Annotated in this window: 14 protein-coding genes; 3 read left to right on the top strand and 11 right to left on the bottom strand. The window is 73.4% G+C overall.

Annotated features, from left to right (window positions below):
- Positions 1–111 precede the first annotated feature (111 nt).
- The 3 genes from ACFOJE_RS20120 (at position 112) to ACFOJE_RS20110 (ending at position 2847) form a co-directional block, all read left to right on the top strand.
- Entirely contained in the window at positions 112–966 is an 855-nt protein-coding gene (locus ACFOJE_RS20120; protein WP_377816748.1) for a sulfurtransferase, read from the top strand.
- A gap of 122 nt (positions 967–1088) precedes the next feature.
- Positions 1089–2423, top strand: coding sequence for an OmpP1/FadL family transporter (locus tag ACFOJE_RS20115; RefSeq protein WP_377816747.1), 1335 nt, complete (start codon positions 1089–1091; stop codon positions 2421–2423).
- 88 nt (positions 2424–2511) lie between these two features.
- On the top strand, positions 2512–2847 hold the full coding sequence (locus ACFOJE_RS20110; RefSeq protein ID WP_377816746.1) for a four-helix bundle copper-binding protein: 336 nt from the start codon (positions 2512–2514) through the stop codon (positions 2845–2847).
- Positions 2848–2859: 12 nt separating this feature from the next.
- Here ACFOJE_RS20110 and ACFOJE_RS20105 read toward each other — a convergent pair whose 3' ends face one another.
- From ACFOJE_RS20105 to btuB, 11 genes are all read right to left on the bottom strand, one after another.
- Positions 2860–3591 (bottom strand): adenosylcobinamide-GDP ribazoletransferase, encoded by a 732-nt coding sequence (locus tag ACFOJE_RS20105; RefSeq protein WP_377816745.1) that lies wholly within the window; start codon positions 3589–3591, stop codon positions 2860–2862.
- Entirely contained in the window at positions 3582–4169 is a 588-nt protein-coding gene (cobC, locus tag ACFOJE_RS20100) for an alpha-ribazole phosphatase family protein (RefSeq protein WP_377816744.1), read from the bottom strand. Before cobC ends, ACFOJE_RS20105 begins: the two co-directional genes overlap by 10 nt.
- The gene (gene cobT / locus ACFOJE_RS20095) at positions 4166–5224 is read right to left on the bottom strand and encodes a nicotinate-nucleotide--dimethylbenzimidazole phosphoribosyltransferase (RefSeq protein WP_377816743.1); all 1059 of its coding nucleotides are present in this window, start codon (positions 5222–5224) and stop codon (positions 4166–4168) included. The genes cobC and cobT overlap by 4 nt, the downstream gene beginning before the upstream one ends.
- On the bottom strand, positions 5221–5742 hold the full coding sequence (gene cobU / locus ACFOJE_RS20090) for a bifunctional adenosylcobinamide kinase/adenosylcobinamide-phosphate guanylyltransferase (protein WP_377816742.1): 522 nt from the start codon (positions 5740–5742) through the stop codon (positions 5221–5223). Before cobU ends, cobT begins: the two co-directional genes overlap by 4 nt.
- A gap of 60 nt (positions 5743–5802) precedes the next feature.
- A complete protein-coding gene (locus ACFOJE_RS20085; protein ID WP_377816740.1) occupies positions 5803–7260 on the bottom strand; it encodes a cobyric acid synthase in 1458 nt (485 codons plus the stop codon).
- Complete coding sequence (gene cobD, locus ACFOJE_RS20080) at positions 7257–8303, bottom strand: threonine-phosphate decarboxylase CobD (RefSeq protein ID WP_377816739.1); 1047 nt, start codon at positions 8301–8303, stop codon at positions 7257–7259. Before cobD ends, ACFOJE_RS20085 begins: the two co-directional genes overlap by 4 nt.
- Positions 8296–9243, bottom strand: a complete 948-nt coding sequence (cbiB, locus tag ACFOJE_RS20075; protein WP_377816738.1) for an adenosylcobinamide-phosphate synthase CbiB — start codon at positions 9241–9243, stop codon at positions 8296–8298. The genes cobD and cbiB overlap by 8 nt, the downstream gene beginning before the upstream one ends.
- A gap of 16 nt (positions 9244–9259) precedes the next feature.
- Complete coding sequence (gene bluB, locus ACFOJE_RS20070) at positions 9260–9919, bottom strand: 5,6-dimethylbenzimidazole synthase (protein ID WP_377816737.1); 660 nt, start codon at positions 9917–9919, stop codon at positions 9260–9262.
- On the bottom strand, positions 9916–11208 hold the full coding sequence (locus ACFOJE_RS20065) for a cobyrinate a,c-diamide synthase (RefSeq protein ID WP_377816736.1): 1293 nt from the start codon (positions 11206–11208) through the stop codon (positions 9916–9918). The genes bluB and ACFOJE_RS20065 overlap by 4 nt, the downstream gene beginning before the upstream one ends.
- Positions 11208–11819 carry a cob(I)yrinic acid a,c-diamide adenosyltransferase gene (gene cobO / locus ACFOJE_RS20060; protein ID WP_377816735.1) on the bottom strand — a complete coding sequence of 204 codons (612 nt, stop codon included), beginning with the start codon at positions 11817–11819 and terminating at the stop codon, positions 11208–11210. Before cobO ends, ACFOJE_RS20065 begins: the two co-directional genes overlap by 1 nt.
- Before the next feature lie 149 nt (positions 11820–11968).
- Positions 11969–13825 carry a TonB-dependent vitamin B12 receptor gene (btuB, locus tag ACFOJE_RS20055; protein ID WP_377816734.1) on the bottom strand — a complete coding sequence of 619 codons (1857 nt, stop codon included), beginning with the start codon at positions 13823–13825 and terminating at the stop codon, positions 11969–11971.
- Positions 13826–13934 lie beyond the last annotated feature (109 nt).

Raw genomic sequence — 13934 nt, 5'->3', positions numbered from 1 at the left:
CGCGCGGCCGTAGCTCGTCGCCGGCGACGGATGCCGGCGGCCGGCGGCCGGCTTGGACTTTGCCGCGCCAGGTTGCAGACTGGCGGCTTCCCCATCGTCCTGGAGCCCCTCATGTCCCACGCGCAACTGCTCAGCGCCGCCGAACTGGCGGCCCGTCTCGACCAGCCCGACCTGCGCATCCTCGACTGCCGCTTCGCCCTGGAAGACCCGGCCTACGGCGCCCTGCACTACGAGCAGGGGCACATTCCCAGCGCCCGCTACGCCGACCTGGAGCGCGACCTCTCCGGCCCCGTTCAGAAAGGCGTGACCGGCCGCCACCCGCTGCCCGACCCGGCCCGGCTGGTCGAACGCCTGCGCGCCTGGGGCATCGACGACGATAGCCAAGTGGTGCTCTACGACGACGGCCCCGGCGCCTTCGCCGCGCGCGCCTGGTGGCTGCTGGCCTGGCTCGGCAAGCGCGACGGCGTGTTCCTCCTCGACGGCGGCCTGAAGGCCTGGCGGGCGGCGGACCTGCCGCTCAGCGCGGAGCGCCCGGCGGTCGTCCCCGGCCACTTCGGCGGCCGGCCGGACCCGGGCCTGCTGGTGGACGCCGAAGCGCTGCGCCGGCGCCTGGACGATCCGCAGCTGACCCTGATCGACGCCCGCGCCCTGCCCCGCTTCCGCGGCGAGGTGGAGCCCCTCGACCCGGTCGCCGGACACATCCCCGGCGCGCGCTGCGCCGCCTTCACCGACAACCTCGGCGCCGACGGCCGCTTCCTGCCCCGCGAGCAGCTGCGGAGGCGCTTCGCCGGCCTCCTCGACGGTCGCCCCGCGGAGCGGCTGGTGGCCTACTGCGGCTCGGGCGTCACCGCCTGCCACAACCTGTTCGCCCTGAGCCTCGCCGGCAACCCGCTGGCGCCGCTCTACGCCGGCTCCTGGAGCGAGTGGCTGACCGATCCCTCGCGGCCGGTCGCCACCGGGGACTGAACCTCCCCCACTGCCGCAGCGCTGGCAGCAAGCCAGCCTCGCTGGCGGCGCCGACGCACTAGACTTGCACCGACGAAGTCTCCCGACCGGATGCCACGGTCGCCTTCCCGTGCGAGGTCCTCATGGACAGTGCCGCCCGCGTCGCCCCTCGCCCGTGCCGCCGGGCGGAGATTCCGCCCCGGCACCCGCGCTCCGGCATTGCGCTGCTGCTCTTCGCCGCCTGCGCCGTCCCCGCGCCCGTCCTGGCCAGCGGCTATGCCCTCAACGAACAGAGTGTCAGCGCCATGGGCACCGCCTTCGCCGGCCGCTCCTCGGCGGCCGAGGACGCCACCACCCTGTTCGGCAACCCGGCCGGCATGTCCCGCCTGGAGCGCGAACAGGTCGCCGGCGGCTTCGCCCTGATCGACGCCCGCAGCGACATCGACGGGGCCGGCGGCTCCTTCCCCGGCAGCAACGACGGCGACATGGTTCCCTTCAGCGCCGTGCCCTTCGGCTACTACGTGCGGCCGCTGAACGAGCGCTGGACCTTCGGCGTGGGCGTCTACGTCCCCTTCGGCCTGGTCACCGATTACGAACGCGGCTACCAGGGGCGCTATTACGCCGACCGCAGCGAGGTCAAGGCCTACAGCCTGCAGCCGACCCTGAGCCTGCGGCTGGGCGAGCGGCTGTCCATCGGCTTCGGCCCCACCTTCAACCGCATCCACGGCGAGCTCGGCTCCGCGCTGCTCAATCCGCTCTCGCCCGGGCGCAACGACGGGCGGCTCCGAATCGAGGGCGACGATTTCGGCGTGGGCTACAACCTCGGCGTGCTCTACGAAATCACTCCCGAGGCGCGCGTCGGGCTGACCTATCACTCCCGGGTCGTCTACCACCTGGACGGCCACACCCGGGTCGAGGGCCCCGGCCCGGTGCTCGGCGCGGCGGCCGGGAAGTACCGCGCCCGGCTGGACCTGACCACGCCGGAGTCCCTCGAACTGTCGCTGACCTGGCAGGCCGGCGAGCGGCTGGCCCTGTACGCCGGCTCCACCTGGACCAACTGGAGCCGCCAGGAGGACATCACCGTGGAAAACCGCGGCGTCGGCGCCCCGTTCGCCGCCAGCCTGGGCACGCTGCGCGAGGAACAGAACTGGCACGACAGCTGGCTCCACGCTATCGGCGCGGCCTACCGGCTGGGGGAGAAATGGACGCTGCGCGCCGGCTTCGCCCTCGACCAGACGCCGATCCGCAACCAGTACCGCTCGCCGCGCATCCCCAACGACGACCGCCAGCTGTTCGGCGCCGGGCTGGCCTGGACGCCGCTTCCGGACCTGAGCCTGGACCTGGCCTATCTCTACGTCCACGAACGGGACGCCAAAGTCGCCCGCAGCGCCCGCGAGCATCCGGCCCAGGGCGGCTACGCCGCGCGCTACGAGAACGACGTCAACACCTTCGGTGCGCAGCTGAACTACCGGTTCTGAACGAGCGTACGACCATCCATCGACTGCCGCGGAATCCGGCCCGGGCATCCGGGTCAATCCCAGGCACCCACCCTTTCGGTAACCGCCCATGACCCTTGTCGACTACGCAAGCTGCATTCGCGCCTGCAGTGCCTGCGCCGTTGCCTGCGACGACTGCGCTGGCGCCTGCGCGAAGGCCGCCAGCTCCACGAGCCTGCAGCGCTGCATCGCGCTCTGCAACGACTGCGCCGACGTCTGCCGCCTGACCGCCCTGCTGATGACCCGGGAGAGCGCCTGGGCCGGCGCCCTCTGCGGGCTCTGCGCCCGCCTCTGCATGGCCTGCGCCGAGGAATGCCTGGAGCACGCCCTGCCCCATTGCCAGGAGTGCGCGCAGACCTGCCAGCACTGCGCCGACGAATGCGAGGCGGTCAGTCAGGCGAGCTGAGCGGCGGGCGCCTCACAGGGCCAGCGCCACCAGCACCGCGCACTCCAGCACTTCCAGCAGCGCCCCGGCGGTGTCGCCGGTGGTGCCGCCCAGGCGCGCCCGCAGGCAATGCCGCAGGTAGAGGAACAGGGGCACGGCGACGGCCAGGGCCCGCACGCCGGCTGAGCCGAACAGCAGCGGGCAGGCCAGCGCCACGGCCAGCAGCACCGTGCGGGCCGCCGGCCGCGGCAGGTGCTCGGCGAGCCCCCGGCCCAGGCCGTTGGGGCGCACGTAGGGCGTGGAGAAGAACAGCGCCAGCAGCGCCGTGCGACCGAGCAGCGGGGCCAGCAGCAGGCCCGAGGCCTCGCCCCGCTCGACCAGCGCCAGCAGCGCGACGAATTTCAGCAGCAACAGCAGAACCAGCGCCACCACGGCCATCGGCCCGCTGCGCGGGTCCTTCATGATCGCCAGGGTGCGTTCGCGGTCGCCCAGGCCGCCGACCCAGGCGTCCGCCGTGTCGGCCAGGCCGTCCAGATGCAGCGCGCCGCTGGCGGATACCCAGAGCGCCAGCAGCAGCGCCGCCTGCAGGGCCGCCGGCGCCTCGCCGAGCAGACGCTGCAGCAGAACCAGTGCGGCACCGAGCAACAGCCCCACCGCCGGATACCAGAGCAGCGAGCGGGCCTGCTGCTGCGGCGACGGCATGCCCGGCAGGCGGATCGGCAGGCGGGTGAGGAACTGCAGGGCGATCAGCAACGTCAGGGGCATGTGCGGATTTCCTCCCATTCGCCGGTTTCGGCCAGGCGCAGCCGGTGCAGCGCGCCGTGGCCCACCTCCACCTGCAGCAGCTGTCCGCGCGCCAGGCCCCGGGTCCGCGCCAGCAGCAGGCGCATCACCCCGCCATGGGTAACCAGCAGCAGGCGCTGGCCGGCATGGCGCCGCCGCAGCGCCTCGACGGCATCCAGCACACGGGCCTCGAACGCGGCCAGCGGCTCGCCGTCCGGCGGGGTGAAGGCGTAGGGATCGGCCCAGAAGCGCCCCAGCGCCGCGCCGTCGTCCTCGGCCATCAGCTCGGCGGCACTGCGCCCTTCCCAGGCGCCGAAATGCAGCTCGCGCAGATCCGCCTCCAGCGCCAGCGGAACGTCGAGACGCCCGGACAGCTCGGCGGCGAAGGCGGCGCAGCGCGCCAGCGGCGAGCTGACCAGCAGGTCCCAGGGGCCGGCCTGCGCCGTCGCCGCGCGCATCTGCGCCCAGCCGCGGGGCGTCAGGGCATCGTCCAGGCTGCCGCGGAAACCGCCGCCGCGCTCAGTCTCGCCGTGGCGCAGCAGATCCAGATGCAGGCTCATCGTCCGGCATCCGCCACGGCCGCCTCGGCGAAGGTGGCCATCTCGCCGTGCAGGCGGCAGGCCAGCTGCAGCAGCGGCACCGCCAGCGCCGCGCCGCTGCCCTCGCCCAAACGCAGGCCGAGCTCCAGCAGCGGCTCGGCCGCGAGCGCCTCGAGGACGTGCCGGTGCCCCGGCTCGGCGCCGCGGTGGGCGAACAGCAGCCAGTCGCGGCAGGACGGGTTCAGGCGTACGGCGAGCAGCGCCGCCACGCTGCAGATGAAGCCGTCCACCAGCGCCGCCAGGCCCTGCTGGGCGCAGGCCAGGTAGGCTCCGGCGAGCGCGGCGATCTCGAAGCCGCCCAGGCGGCGCAGCAGCTCCAGCGGCTCGCCGGCATGCCCACCGTGCAGTGCCACGGCCCGTTCGATCACCGTCGCCTTGCGCGCCACGCCGGCGGCGTCCAGGCCGGTGCCCGGGCCGACCAGCGCCGCCAGCGGGCAGTCCAGCAGCGCGCAGGCCAGGGCGCTGGCGGCCGTGGTGTTGGCGATGCCCATCTCGCCGCCGATATACAGCTGCGCGCCGGCCGCCAGGGCCCGCGTAACGCTGTCGCGGCCGGCCTCCAGGGCGCCGTGCAGCTGGGCCTCGGTCATCGCCGGCGCCTCGACGAAGTTCGCCGTGCCCGGGCCGAGGTGCAGCTGGCGCAGCCCGGCGATCGGCGGATCGAGCGGCACGGCGCAGCCCAGGTCGATCAGTTCCAGCTCGGCGCCCAGCTGGCGGGCGAGGACGGCGATGGCCGCGCCGCCGGCGGCGAAGTTGCGCAGCATCTGCCCGGTCACCGCCTGCGGATAGGGCGACACGCCCTCCGCGGCGACCCCGTGGTCGCCGGCGAAGATGGCGATCCACGGCGCCTCGACGCCCGGCCGTTCGCGCCCCTGCAGGGCGGCCAGGTCGATGGCCAGCTGCTCCAGCCGGCCGAGGGAGCCGCGCGGCTTGGTCAGCTGCTGCTGGCGGGCACGGGCCCGTTCGCCGGCGGCGGCGTCCGGGGTGCGGGCGGGGTTCTGCCACCAGTTCGGGTTCATAGCGGGTCTCCCTTGAGGGTCATGGGCAAGCCGGCGACGCAGAACAGCACCCGCCGGCAGCGTTCGGCCAGGGCCTGATGCAGCCAGCCGGCCTCGTCCACGTAGCGCCGGCTGAGTTCGCCCAGCGGCACCACGCCGAGGCCGGTCTCGTTGCTGACCAGGATGACCCGTCCGGGCAACTCGGCCAGGCACTCCAGCAGCGCCTCGCGCTCCTGCGCCAGGCGCTGGGGGTCGTCGGCCAGCAGCAGGTTGGTCAGCCACAGGGTCAGGCAGTCCACCAGCAGGCAGCGTCCGGGCGCGGCCTGCTCACGCAGCACCCGGGCCAGCGCCAGGGGTTCCTCGACCAGCGCCCACTCGGCCGGCCGGCGTGCGCGGTGCTGGGCGATGCGCTCGGCCATCTCGTCGTCCAGCGCCTGGCTGGTGGCGACGTAGCAGACCGCGAGGCCCGACTCGCGGGCCAGTCGTTCGGCCAGCCGGCTCTTGCCGGAGCGGGCGCCGCCGAGGATCAGTTCAAGCATGGTGAGGGATCTCGATCAGTGAAGCGGATGATGGGTTTTCGCAGGACGGCGCCGCCGGACTCATGCCGACAGCCCGCACAGCGCGCGCAGCCTCGCCGCGTCCAGATGGGCCTCGACCAGATCGGCCAGGCGCTCGATGTCGCGCTCGCGCAGGGCCTGGTAGTCGGGGCTGACCACCTCGCTCAGGCCGGCCCAGCGCAGCAGCGCGGCGCAGGCCGCCGGCGTTTCGAACAGGCCGTGTAGGTAGGTGCCGAACACCTGACCGTCGGCGCTGAGGGCGCCGTCGCCGCGGCCGTCGTCGAGGCGCACCGCCGGAGACTTCAGCCCGGCGCCGCAGCTGACCCCGGCGTGGATCTCGTAGCCGGCGACCTCGGCCTCCTCCAGCGCCAGGCGGCCGCGCACGTTGCGCAGCTGCTTCTGGGCCTCCAGCACGGTGTCGATCTCCAGCAGGCCGAGGCCCTGGCTACTGCCCGGCGCGCCCTCCAGGCCGAGCGGGTCGGCGATGGAGCGACCGAGCATCTGCAGCCCACCGCAGATGCCGATGAGCTTGCCGCCGTAGCGCAGGTGGCGCTGGATCGCCGCCTCCCAGCCCTGCTCGCGCAGGAAGGCCAGATCGGCGCGCACGCTCTTCGAGCCGGGCAGCACGATCAGATCGGCCGGCGGGATGGCTTGGCCGGGGCCGACGAAGCTCAGTTCCACCTGCGGGTGCAGGCGCAACGGGTCGAAGTCGGTGTGGTTGCTGATCCGCGGCAGCACCGGCACCGCCACCTTCAGGCGCTCGCCGGCCTTCTCGCCCTGACGGCGGTCGATGGCGTCCTCAGCTTCCAGGTGCAGGTCGTGCAGGTAGGGCAAGACGCCCAGCACCGGCTTGCCGGTGCGCGCCTCCAGCCAGTCGAGGCCGGACTGCAGCAGGGCGATGTCGCCGCGGAAGCGGTTGATCACGAAGCCCCGGACCCGCGCCTGCTCGCTCGCGGAGAGCAGTTCGAGGGTGCCGACCAGATGGGCGAACACGCCGCCCTTGTCGATGTCGGCGACCAGAATCACCGGGCAGTCGACCGCCTCGGCGAAGCCCATGTTGGCGATGTCGCCCTCGCGCAGGTTGATCTCCGCCGGCGAGCCGGCCCCCTCGACCATCACCACGGCGTAGCGTTCGCGCAGGCGGCCGTGCGACTCCAGCACCGCCTGCAGGGCGATGCGCTTGTAGTCGTGGTAGGCGACCGCGTGCATGTTGCCCACCGCGCGGCCGTGGACGATCACCTGGGCGCCGGTGTCGCTGTTGGGCTTGAGCAGCACCGGGTTCATGTCGGTGTGCGCGGCCAGCCCGCAGGCCTGCGCCTGCACCGCCTGGGCCCGGCCGATCTCGCCGCCGTCTGCCGTCACCGCGCTGTTCAGCGCCATGTTCTGCGGCTTGAACGGCGCCACGGCGACGCCATGGCGGGCCAGCCAACGGCACAATGCGGTCACCAGGGTGCTCTTGCCGGCATCGGAGGTGGTGCCCTGCACCATCAGGGTGGTCATGGAAACTCCTTGCTTGTGGTAGGGGCGGATTCGTCTGCGATCAGCCCCGCCCGGGGCCGTGCCGGATCGGCCAGCGCCGCCTCCAGCCGCTGCCAGCCCTCCTCGCAGCCGGGCAGGCCGAAGCGCAGGCTGGCGGGCGTCGCGAACAGGCGCACGAGAATGCCTTGGCGGGCGAAAAAATCGTGCAGCCGGGCGGCATCCGCCGTGCGCACCCACTGGAACAGCGCGGTGCCGCCGTCCGGCGTCAGACCGTGGGCCGAGAGCAGCGCCGCCAGCCGCTCGCCTGCTGCCTGCAGTTGCCCGGCGCGCCGTTCGCGCGCCTCGCGGCCGGCCGGACCGAGTGCCTGCCGCCCGAGGGCGCGGGCCGGGCCGCTCACCGTCCAGGGGCCGAGGTGCTCGCGCAGGCGCGCCAGCAAGGACGCCTCGGCCAGCACGAAGCCCAGGCGGATGCCGGCCAGGCCGAAGAACTTGCCGAACGAGCGCAGCACGATCAGCCCCGGCTGGTGGCTATGGGTGGCCAGGCTGTACTGCGGGGTGCAGTCCATGAAGGCCTCGTCCACCAGCAGGCTGCCGCCGCGCCGGGCCAGCCGGGCGTGCCAGTCGAGCAGGGTTTCCGCGGCGAAGCGCCGTCCCGTGGGGTTGTTGGGATTGGCCAGCACCAGCAGGTCGAGGTCGTCGAGGCGCGCCTCTATGTCCTCCGCGGCCAGGGCGACCAGCTCGTGCCCGGCGCGGCGCCAGGCGTGGGCGTGCTCGGCATAGCTGGGCGCCAGAACGCCGACCCGGCGCGGCGCGAACAGCTCGGGCAGGGCCTGGATCGCCGCCTGGCTGCCGGCCACCGGCAGGGCCCGGGCGGCGCCATAGCAGGCGCAGGCGGCCGGCTCCAGGCCGTCGTCCTCCTCCGGCAGGCGCGCCCAGGCCGCGGCGGGAATTGCCGGCAGCGGCCAGGGCTCGGGGGCGAGGCCGGTGGAGAGATCCAGCCAGTCGCCCAGTGGGATGCCGTAGTCCCGCGCCGCCGCGTGCAGTCGTCCGCCGTGTTCAAGCATCGAGCAGACTCCCGAGCGCGAGCAGCCCCAGCCACAGGGCGACGCCGCGCCCCACCAGGCTCAGCGCCCGCTCGATGTCCCGCGCCCCGGCCGGTTCGCCTTCGCCGAGCTGCGGGCGCTGGTGGATTTCGCCGTGGTACACCGCCGGCCCGCCCAGGCTCACGCCCAGGGCGCCGGCGCCGGCAGCCATCACCGGCCCGGCGTTGGGGCTGTCCCAGAGCGGCGCCTGGGCGCGCCAGCAGGCCAGCGCCCGGCCGCTGCGGCCGAGCAGCGCGTAGGTCAGCGCCACCAGGCGCGCCGGCAGGTAGTTGAGCGCGTCGTCGATGCGCGCCGCGGCCCAGCCGAAGCGCTCGAAGCGGGCGTTGCGATAGCCCCACATGGCGTCCAGGGTGTTGCTCAGGCGGTACAGCACCACGCCCGGCGCGCCGAGCAGGACGAACCAGAACAGCGCGGCGAACACCGCGTCGCTGCCGTTCTCCAGCACCGACTCGGTGGCGGCGCGGGCCACGCCGGAGGCATCCAGCTGCGTGGTGTCGCGGCTGACGATGTAGCCGACCCGCCGGCGCGCCTCGGGCAGATCGCCCAGGCGCAGGGCCCGGGCCACCGGCCGGGCGTGCTCGAACAGGCTGCGCAGGCCGACGGCGGCGTACAGGGCGAGCATATCCACCAGCGCGCCGAGCCCCGGCAGGCGGCCGAGCAGCCAGGCCGCCAGGGTCAGCGGCAGCACCGCCAGGCACCAGGCGGCTACACCTTGGATGCGCCCGCCTTGGCTACGTCCGCCGCGGCCGACCTCGGCGCCCGTCTCGCCGCCGGGCCCGTTGAAGCGCCGCTCCAGGCGCTGCGCCAGCCGGCCGAAGGCGACCAGCGGATGCCAGCGCTTCGGCTCGCCGCAGCACAGATCGAGCAGCACCCCGCCCAGGGTGGTCAGGAGCAGAGTCATGGCTTCACCTCGACCGTCATTCCCGTTCCCCCCAGCGATCCCGGTAGATCAGCTCGGCCAGCGGCCGCGGCTCGGTCCAGCCTTCCAGCTCCAGCATCGGCGCCGGGTAGAACTCGCGCACCGGCCCCAGGCAGAGCAGCGCCACCGGCTTGCTGCCGGCCGGCATCCCCAGCAGCTCGGCCAACGCCTGCGGGTCGAACAGCGACACCCAGCCCATCCCCAAGCCCTCGGCGCGGGCGGCCAGCCAGAGGTTCTGGATGGCGCAGGCCAGGGAAGCCAGGTCCATCTCCGGCAGGGTGCGGCGACCGAAGACGTGCGCCTCGCGGCCGTCCATCAGCGCCGCCACCAGCAGCTCGGCGCAGTCGCCGATGCCCTCGACCTTGAGCCGCATGAATTCCTCGCCGCGCTCGCCGAGCGCCTCGGCGGTGCGGACCCGCTCGGCCTCGACCAGCGCGCCGATCTGCGCCCGCAGATCCCGGTCGGCGATGCGGATGAAGCGCCAGGGCTGCATCAGGCCGACGCTGGGCGCCGCGTGCGCGGCCTGCAGCAGGCGGGCGAGCAGTTCGGGGGCCACCTCCCCACCGCAGAAGTGGCGCATGTCGCGGCGCTCGGCGATGGCACGGTAGACCGCGGCGCGCTCCTCAGGGCTGAAGGCGTGTTGGTTGGTTTCGTTCATGGCTGGAACAGTGCCGCCGCCGCCCGCGGAGCGGACGGCAGATAGAAGTGGATGTAGGAGGCGGTCAGCCGCCCCCGGCGATACACCGCCTCGGCGGTGCGCTTGCCGTTCGGGCATTCGCCGCGGGCCAGGGGCTCGAGCGGCGATTCCAGGGCGGAGTGGTGGAAAGTATGCCCGCGCAGGCGCCCTTCCGGCAGCTCCACCGCCTGCAGGGCCAGGGCGGTCAGGCGCGGCTGCATGCGCGCCTCGCCGGCCAGCAGGCCGAGCAGGGGCTGGCGCCGGCCGTCGAGATCGGTCAGGGCCTCCAGCAGATAGAGCATGCCGCCGCACTCGGCGAGGATCGGCCGGCCGGCCTCGTGGTGGGCGCGGACCGCCGCGGCCATGGCGCGGTTTTCCGCCAGCGCCGGCAGGTGCAGCTCGGGGTAGCCGCCCGGCAGGTAGAGGCTGTCCACCGCCGGCAGCGCCTGGTCCGCCAGCGGCGAGAAGAAGCTCAGCTCGGCGCCGAGCTGGCGCAGCAGGTCGAGGTTGGCCTGGTAGAGGAAGGCGAAGGCGCCGTCGCGGGCCACGCCGATGCGCACCCCGGCCAGCAGCGGCTCGATGGCCTGCGCGTCCGGCGCGGCGAAGGCCACCGGCGGCGGCAGGCTCGCCTCGGCGCTGGCGCCCAGGGCCTCGGCGGCGGCGTCCAGGCGGGCGTCCAGATCGGCCAGCTCGGCGGCCTGGACCAGCCCCAGGTGGCGGCTCGGCAGCTCGAAACCGGCGCTGCGCGGCAGGGCGCCGTACCAGCGGATGCTCTCCGGCAGGCTGGCGCGCAGCATCTCGCCGTGCCGGGCGCTGCCGACACGGTTGCCGAGCACCCCGGCGAACGGCAGGTCCGGCTGGTAGCCGGCCAGGCCGTGGGCCAGGGCGCCGAAGGTCTGGGCCATGGCCGAGGCGTCGATCACCCCCAGCACCGGCACGCCGAAGCGCCGCGCCAAGTCAGCGGCGGACGGCGAGCCGTCGAACAGGCCCATCACCCCCTCGATCAGGATCAGGTCGGCCTCCCCCGCCGCCTCCCACAGCAGCCGCCGCGACTCCTCCTCGCCGACCATCCACAGGTCGAGCTGGCGGACCGGCGCGCCGCTGGCCCGGGCCAGGATCATCGGGTCGAGGAAATCCGGGCCACATTTGAACACCCGCACCCGCCGTCCCTGGCGGCGGTGCAGGCGCGCCAGGGCGGCGGTGACGGTGGTCTTGCCCTGGCCGGAGGCCGGGGCGGCGATCAGCAGGGCCGGGCAGTGGCGCGTGGTCATCAGAACTCCACTCCCTTCTGCGCCTTCACCCCGGCCTGGAAGGCGTGCTTGACCAGACCCATCTCGGTCACGGTATCGGCCGCCTCGATCAGCTCCGCCGGCGCACCGCGCCCGGTCACCACCACGTGCTGCCGCGGCGGGCGCCGGCGGATGTCGTCGAGCACCTCGGCCAGCTCCAGATAGCCGTACCTCAGGGCAATGTTCAGCTCGTCCAGCAGCACCAGACCGACGTTCTCGTCGGCCAGCAGCTCGCGGGCCACCGCCCAGGCCTCGCGGGCCTTGGCGATGTCGCGCTGGCGGTCCTGGGTGTTCCAGGTGAAACCCTCGCCCATGACGTGATAGCGCACCTCGTCGGGGAAGCGGCGGAAGAACGCCTCCTCGCCGGTGCTGGCGGCGCCCTTGATGAACTGCACTACGCCGACCTTCATGCCGTGCCCCAGGGCGCGGGCGGCCATGCCGAAGGCCGAGCTGCTCTTGCCCTTGCCGTTGCCGGTGTGCACCAGCAGCAGGCCGCGCTCGTCGCCGGCCTGGGCGATCTTTTCCTCGACCACCGCCTTCTTGCGCTGCATGCGCGCCTTGTGGCGCTCGTCGCGCTCGGCCGACTCGCTCATGCGCGCACCTCCCCGTCACGGGTCAGGCCGGAGCACGGGCCGAACGGGGGGATAGCGAAATACCGGCCACTGGTCATGGCCATCGGGGCGGCCTGTCGGCGGCGGGGAGACAGTTGGAGCATGCAGCGTTTCTCCTTCGGGAATGGGGGCTAGAGCGCCTGATAGCGCAGGGTCAGGTAGAGCGCCCGCCCCTGCTGGTTGTAGCCGCGGACGGTCTGGTAATCGGCGTCCAGCAGGTTGGCCAGCCGCGTCTGCAGGCGCCAGGCGGGGTTGATCCGGTATTCGCCGCGCAGGTCGAGGGTGGCGAAGCCGGAGAGCTTGTTGCGGTTGGCCAGATCGTCGTAGCGCTTGCCCTCGGCGTGCAGGGTGGCGCCGACGCCGAAGGCGCCCAGGGTACGGTCCAGGTCCAGGTTGAACAGCTGCCGGGCCCGGCGCGGCAGCCGGTTGCCGCGGTTGGCGCCCGCGCCCCGGTTCTCCGGGTCGAGCCAGCTGTAGTTGGCGTTCCAGTCCCAGCCGAACAGGCGGCTGCCGAGCACCAGCTCGACGCCGCGGATCCGCGCCTTGTCGACGTTGCCCGCCGCCTGGAGGGCGGAATCGTAGGCGATCAGGTTGTCGACCAGGGTGCGGTAGGCGTTCACCGACCAGTGGCCCCAGCCGTGCTGGCCGGACAGACCGGCCTCCAGGCTGCGCGAGGTCTCCGCCGCCAGGTTCGGATTGCCGTAGTAGGGGTAGTACAGCTCGTTGAAGGTCGGCGCCTTGAATGCGCGGCCGTAGGAGACGGTGGCGCGCAGCTCGTCGCTCAGGGCGAAGCCGTAGGCGGCGTTGCCGGTGTCGCGGCCGCCGAACTGCTGGTTGTCGTCATGGCGCAGGGACAGCTGCCAGTCGTGCCGGCCGAGCTCGCCGAGGTACTGGGCGAAGGCGCCGTAGTTGCGCCGCGAGTCCCGCGCGTAGTCGGTGGTGCCGTCGACCTGGTCGTGCTGGTAGTCGGCGCCCAGGGTCAGGGTGTGCCCGGCGGCGAGGCGCAGGTCGTTCTGCCAGCTGGCGTAGTCGCGGCGGCTGTCGAAGCGGGTATAGAAGGCGCCGTCCTGGTAAGTGTCGGAGTTGTCCTCACTGCGCCCCAACTGCAGGGTGACCAGCCAGGGCTCGAACGGACTGAAGCGCGCGCGGCCGCCGTAGACGTTCTGCTCGCCTCGGGCATGGGCGGAGAAGCCCGCGGTGCGCTCGCCGTTCACCTGGTCGTAAGCGTTGCGCGTCCAGGCGCGCAGGAGACTGCCGTCCAGCTCCAGGCCGTTGGCGAAGCGGTAGCCGGCGCGCAGCGAGCCGGACAGGTTGCGGTAGCCGTCGGCATCCTTCTCGTAGCCCCAGGTGCCGACGCGCTCGGCGTTGATGCCGTCGGTGCCGAGACCGCTCGCCGCCAGGCTGTACCAGCCGCGGCCGTTGCCGCCGGAAACCCCGGCGCTGCCTTCGTAGGTGTCGTGGCTGCCGTAGCCGGCGGAGAGAAAGGGTTTGGCCCCCTGCCCGCGGCCCTTGCGGGTGAAGATCTGGATCACCCCGCCGATGGCCTCCGAGCCGTACAGGCTGGAGCGCGGCCCGCGGACCACCTCGATACGCTCGATCAGTTCCACCGGCAGGTCCTGCCAGGCGGCGCCGCCGCTGCTCACCGAGCCGACGCGCACCCCGTCGACCAGCACCAGTACGTGGTCGGACTCGGTGCCGCGCATGAACAGCGAGCTGGGCTTGCCCATCCCGCCGTTGCTGGCGATGGACACGCCCGGCACCCGCCGGAGCAGGTCCGGCAGGGTCTGCGCCTGGCTGCGCGCGATCTCGTCGCGCTCGATCAGGGTCGCCGCGGCGAGGCTCTGGCTCGCCGTCTGCGCGGTACGGCTGGCGGTCACCAGCTCGCCCTCGAGGGTGAGCGGTTCGACGGCGGCCTGGGCCGGATGATGAAGAAAAGCGAAGCCGAGCAGCGTGCAGGCTGCCGGCCCGGAACGGGGCTTGCGTCTCAAGGTCGGTTCTCCGCCGCGCCACCCGCGCGGCCTGAAGGCTGTACGGCAGGCGGAGAGAAAGGGACGTGCGCCGGCCACGAACGGCCCCGCGCAGCCGGCAAAGCCCTCC

Origin of the sequence: Azotobacter bryophylli, assembly GCF_042643485.1 — a bacterium.
In the GTDB taxonomy this organism is placed as follows: Bacteria; Pseudomonadota; Gammaproteobacteria; order Pseudomonadales; family Pseudomonadaceae; genus Azotobacter; species Azotobacter bryophylli.
The sequence above is the reverse complement of the archived record's forward strand: the minus strand, read 5'-3'. Positions and strand labels throughout refer to the sequence as shown.

What these genes read in the sequence shown, in the direction of transcription:
- ACFOJE_RS20120 (WP_377816748.1), top strand. Translation starts at nt 112, where the DNA reads ATGTCCCACGCGCAACTGCTCAGCGCCGCCGAACTGGCGGCCCGTCTC.
- ACFOJE_RS20115 (WP_377816747.1), top strand. Translation starts at nt 1,089, where the DNA reads ATGGACAGTGCCGCCCGCGTCGCCCCTCGCCCGTGCCGCCGGGCGGAG.
- ACFOJE_RS20110 (WP_377816746.1), top strand. Translation starts at nt 2,512, where the DNA reads ATGACCCTTGTCGACTACGCAAGCTGCATTCGCGCCTGCAGTGCCTGC.
- ACFOJE_RS20105 (WP_377816745.1), bottom strand. Translation starts at nt 3,591, where the DNA reads ATGCCCCTGACGTTGCTGATCGCCCTGCAGTTCCTCACCCGCCTGCCG.
- cobC (WP_377816744.1), bottom strand. Translation starts at nt 4,169, where the DNA reads ATGAGCCTGCATCTGGATCTGCTGCGCCACGGCGAGACTGAGCGCGGC.
- cobT (WP_377816743.1), bottom strand. Translation starts at nt 5,224, where the DNA reads ATGAACCCGAACTGGTGGCAGAACCCCGCCCGCACCCCGGACGCCGCC.
- cobU (WP_377816742.1), bottom strand. Translation starts at nt 5,742, where the DNA reads ATGCTTGAACTGATCCTCGGCGGCGCCCGCTCCGGCAAGAGCCGGCTG.
- ACFOJE_RS20085 (WP_377816740.1), bottom strand. Translation starts at nt 7,260, where the DNA reads ATGACCACCCTGATGGTGCAGGGCACCACCTCCGATGCCGGCAAGAGC.
- cobD (WP_377816739.1), bottom strand. Translation starts at nt 8,303, where the DNA reads ATGCTTGAACACGGCGGACGACTGCACGCGGCGGCGCGGGACTACGGC.
- cbiB (WP_377816738.1), bottom strand. Translation starts at nt 9,243, where the DNA reads ATGACTCTGCTCCTGACCACCCTGGGCGGGGTGCTGCTCGATCTGTGC.
- bluB (WP_377816737.1), bottom strand. Translation starts at nt 9,919, where the DNA reads ATGAACGAAACCAACCAACACGCCTTCAGCCCTGAGGAGCGCGCCGCG.
- ACFOJE_RS20065 (WP_377816736.1), bottom strand. Translation starts at nt 11,208, where the DNA reads ATGACCACGCGCCACTGCCCGGCCCTGCTGATCGCCGCCCCGGCCTCC.
- cobO (WP_377816735.1), bottom strand. Translation starts at nt 11,819, where the DNA reads ATGAGCGAGTCGGCCGAGCGCGACGAGCGCCACAAGGCGCGCATGCAG.